General features: G+C 78.1%; 3 protein-coding genes. 1 reads left to right on the forward strand and 2 read right to left on the reverse strand.

What is annotated here, in order from left to right:
- Positions 1–25: 25 nt before the first annotated feature.
- Both ETD83_RS39810 and ETD83_RS39815 read right to left on the reverse strand, forming a co-directional pair.
- Positions 26–1,417, reverse strand: coding sequence for a VWA domain-containing protein (locus ETD83_RS39810; RefSeq protein WP_138650429.1), 1,392 nt, complete (start codon positions 1,415–1,417; stop codon positions 26–28).
- Between the two features lie 55 nt (positions 1,418–1,472).
- The gene (locus ETD83_RS39815) at positions 1,473–2,489 is read right to left on the reverse strand and encodes an EamA family transporter (RefSeq protein WP_138650430.1); all 1,017 of its coding nucleotides are present in this window, start codon (positions 2,487–2,489) and stop codon (positions 1,473–1,475) included.
- 186 nt (positions 2,490–2,675) lie between these two features.
- Here ETD83_RS39815 and ETD83_RS39820 point away from each other — a divergent pair.
- Positions 2,676–4,360: hypothetical protein (locus ETD83_RS39820; protein ID WP_138650431.1), on the forward strand; the 1,685-nt coding region annotated here is incomplete at its 3' end.

Below are 4,360 nucleotides of genomic sequence, written 5' to 3' on the forward strand. Positions count from 1 at the left end.
CCCGTGGGTGGGGCGGGTGGTGTGGTCAGGCGGCGAGGCCGGTGGTCAGGCCGTCGGCCTGCCGGTCCAGGGCGTCCAGGCGGGCGTGCAGGGCGGCGCGGAGCCACGGCGCGCCCGCCCGGCAGTGCCCGAACATCCAGGGCAGCAGTTCGGCGAAGTCGTCCTGGTGCCAGAACCCGCGCTGCGGCAGGGCGGGTGCGGGGCGCCGCTGGCGCAGGTCGTCGCCGCCGGTGAACAGGGCGTGGCAGAACACCACCGGGGTGGTGACACCTGCGCCGGGCAGGCTCGCCGCGACGCGGGCCAGGTCGCCGGGGAACTGGTTCTCGTAGCCGTCGGAGACGACCGCGACCAGGTCGGGGTCGGCGCCGAGGGCGTCCAGGACGCCGGTGGCCAGGTCGGTCGCGCCGCGCGGGGCGCGCTCGTCGCCGCCGGCCTCGATGACCTCCAGCCGCGCGCAGACCTGCGACAGCACCATCCGCAGCGCGGCGGCCTGCGACATCAGGGCCCATTCGCGGTCGCCGTAGCCGCGCATGGACGCCGAGGCGTCCAGGACGAGCGCGACCGTCCCGTCGAAGCGGGGGAAGGCGGCCGCGGCGGCGCCGACGTAGCGGCCGAGCGCGACGTACAGCTCCTCGGCGGGCCCGCCCCGGTACAGGTGGACGAGGGTGGCGGCGATGTCGCCGCGGTTGGTCGCGGTGACGGTCGCGGGCCGTTCGCGCGGCGCGTCCAGGGGCAGGGCGGGGTCGTGCGGCATCCCCGCCGCCCGCTCCGCGCCGCGGGCGCCTCCCTCGGGGCCGCCGGTGCCGTGGCGGACGGTGGGGGGCGCGGGGGCGTAGAGGGCGCGGACGCGGGCGGGCACGTCCGCCGACACCGCGGCCCGCGCCGACAGGAACCGCAGCAGGCGGCGCCGCAGGTAGTCCGAGGCGGTGTCGCCCGCGTCGATGCGGCGGGCGCAGCCGCGGGCGGTGGCGGTGCCGAGGGCGTGCTCGAAGCAGTCGAGCAGGGCGGGGCGGCGCGCGGCGATGAGCGCGTCGGCGTCGGGGTGCTCCAGGATGAACCGCAGCACGGCGCGGGTGGTGTGCTTGTGGTTGGCGCGCAGCCGCCGCAGCGCGAGCAGGACGGTGATGACCTGCGCGGGCGGCAGGCCGAGGGTCAGGACGCGGGCGGCGCGGGCCGCGGTGGCGCGGGCCGGGGCGTCCAGGCCGGCCTGGGAGGCGGCGAGGGTCTGCAGCAGCACGCGGGCGCGCTGCCAGGGCCGCACGCCGGGCGCGAGGCCGAGCAGCGCGTAGCCCTCGGCGTCGCCGGCGTGGGCGGCGCGGTGCAGGTCCGCGTCGTCCCAGCGCAGGGTGCCTCCCCTGGGCAGGGTGAGGGCGGTGTCGTGGGTCTCCAGGTGGGCGAGGAGCGTGGGGGTGTCCATGATTGTTCGCCTCCGCAATCATGGAGTGTAGGAATCTTCACCGCGGGCCCGACACTCATTTTCCGGCGGGCGCGGCCAGCCCGGTCCCGGCCGTGCCGCCGCCGGCCGTGCCGTTCGCGGCGGGCACCGGGACGGCCGGGGCGAGCAGGTCGGGGCGGGCGACGGCGGCGCGCTGGGCGATGTAGGCGCCGGTCAGGACGATCAGGCCGCCGAGCATCTGCGCGGGGGTGAGGCGCTCGCCGAGGACGGCCCAGGCGATGAGGGCGGCGGCGACCGCCTCGGTGTAGCAGATCGCGCTGCCGACCTGCGCGGACAGGCGTTGCAGCCCGGCGACTCCGGCGAGGTAGGCCAGCACGGTGCTGACGATCCCGATCCAGATGACCAGGGTCCAGCCGGGGGCGGTGTGCCCGGCGATGGGGACCTGCGCGGGCAGCACGTCCCAGGGCAGCGACCAGGGCGTGGCGAGCGCGGTGAGCGCGGCGGCGGCCACGAGGCTGCCGGACGCGGTGATGACCAGGGGGTCGACGCGTCCGGTGAGGCGGTCGACGATGAGGAAGTAGCTGGCCTGGCAGGCGGCGGCGCCGACCCCGGCGGCCAGGCCGACCGGGTCCAGGCTCAGGCCGCTCCAGATCTGGACGACGAGGGTCAGCCCGGCCATGGCGACCGCGACGCCGGCGATGGCGGTGCGGCGCACGGGGACGCGGCGGACGAGCCCCAGCCACGCCAGCACGATGACGGGCCCGCTGAACTCCAGCAGGATCGCCACCCCGACCGGCAGCCGGGACGCCGCGACGAAGTAGAGGGCCTGGCATCCGGCGACGCCGCTGGCCCCGTAGAGGACGACGGGCCCCAGGTGGGGGCGCAGCCCGCGGACGGCCGCGCGGCCGCGCAGCAGCAGCGCGAGCGGGACCAGGACCAGCGCCGCGGTCGCGATCCGCAGCCACACGGCCTGCAAGGGGCCGAGGCCCGCCTCGATGAGCGCCTTGCCGAACGGCCCGGACGCCCCGAAGCAGACCGAGGAGAACACCGCCAGGCCCACGCCCCAGGCGCGGGTGCGCGCCGCACCGTCCACCGCAACCCCCGATCGCCGTCCGGGTCGCCGCCGCCGCGCCACCCGCGCGAGCTAATGAGCATCATGACATAACACTCCTTACACGTCGACGGGTGCGGCACCGGCCGGGCGAACCGGGACGATCACGTCGGGGCGATTGATTCGTGCGGTGCCGGACGGCCCGCCCGGGGCCACTACTATCGCCGGATGAGCTGGCAGGCGGCCGGGGCGGGGCCCGGCGGAACCGGAGGAACCGGCGGCGGCCCGAGCGGGGACCTGTTCGCCTCCGTCGAGGCGAACGTGCGCGAGCTGGTCGCCTCCCCCTGGTGGCAGACCGCGCCGCCCGCCGACCGCGCCGCCCAGATCGCCGCGCGGATGCTGTGGGGCGCCGGGGAGTGGTGGCTGTACGGGGCGTGGGGCCGCTGGTACCGGTGCGGGCTGGACGGCACGTGGCACCCCTGCCCGCCGCCCGACGGGTTCGACGACCGCCGCGTCGCCGTCCCCGCGCCGCAGGGCGCCGGGACGCCGCCCGTCCCGCCGCAGCTGTTCCCGACCGGCCCGGACCTGTCGGCCGGGCGGGTCGCGCCATTGGGGTTCCTCGGGCCCGTCCCCGACACCGCGGTCGTGGCGCGGATCTCCCAGGCGCTCACCACCGCCCTGGCCGTCAACCCGCAGCAGTTCGTGCAGCGCGACCCGATGTTCCAGCCGGGGACGCCGTCCACCGTCGCGGCGGCGTGGGGAGCGCTGCTGTGGTGCGCCGGGTCGCCGGTGGCGCTGACCGAGCACCCGCTGATCGAGTCGTTCATCCCGTTCCTGACCACCTCGGCCGAGCAGCTGCACTGGATGATGCCGCCCGACCTCGGCACCCTGGCCGGCTACTACGTGCACCGCCTCGGCGCCGGCGACGGCGGCGGCGCCGCCCACATCGCCCGCGTGATGTACGAGGTCGCGGCCGGGCTGCAGGCCGACCCCCGGTTCCGTCCTGGCGCGGACGCGCTCGCGGCGATCACGGCCGCGTCGCTGCGGCTGGTCAACCAGGACCTGGCGACCGTCCGGTACGGGCCCGACGCGATCGTGCAGGAGTGGCGGCGCCGCTGCCCGGCGGAGTTCGCGACGCCGATGGTCCGCGACACCGCGCCCGGCGAGTACCTGCGGCTGGCGCTGTACGACCTGCAGCAGATCGTCGCCGGGCTGACCGGGCCCCGCCCGGCGGCGCCGGGCCGCGGGCACGACGAGGTCCGCCGCGCCGGGATCGCGGTGCTGGCCGCCGACCTGCAGGCGGCGCCGGGCGCGCTGCCCGCGCTGCAGCGCTGGCTGGACGCCGACAGCGCCCGGACGGCGCAGGCGGTGCTGGGCGACCCCGCCAGCCCGCTGCGGTCGCTGTGGCCGCGCGACGGGCGGCTCCCGGACGCGCTGCGCAGCGACGACCCCGACGCGCTGGCCGCGCTGCTGGCCACCACCTACACCCTCGGGCTGACGTGGTGCCGGCTGGCGCAGGTCCCGCCGCCGGCGACGGGGTTCGCGGTGCCGCAGGCGGTCGCGGCGGAGCTGACGTCCCCGGCGATGCACACCCCGCCGTCCACCGACGAGCTGTCGGCGTGGGACATCATCAAGGCCGCGCGGGAGCATCTGGCGGCCGAGCGCGGCGCCGGCGCCGACCAGCCGGTGGCGCCGGTGCCCGAGCCGGCGCGGGACGCGCCGGGCCCGCCGCCCGCGGTGGCGCCCGCCCCGCCGCCGGCCGCCGCTCCGGTGCCGCCGCCGTCCGCGCCCGAACCACCACCGCTCCAGCCGCCCGTCCAGCCCGTGGCCCCGCCGCCCGCGCCGCCGACCGCCGTGGCGCCCGAGCCGTCGGATCCGTTCGGCATGCAGGCCCCGCCGACACGGGCCACCCC

The sequence above is a fragment of the Actinomadura soli genome (assembly GCF_005889715.1).
GTDB classification, from domain to species: Bacteria; Actinomycetota; Actinomycetes; order Streptosporangiales; family Streptosporangiaceae; genus Spirillospora; species Spirillospora soli.

Excerpts from the sequence above, each read along its gene's own strand:
- ETD83_RS39810 (WP_138650429.1), bottom strand. The coding sequence starts at position 1,417 with ATGGACACCCCCACGCTCCTCGCCCACCTGGAGACCCACGACACCGCC.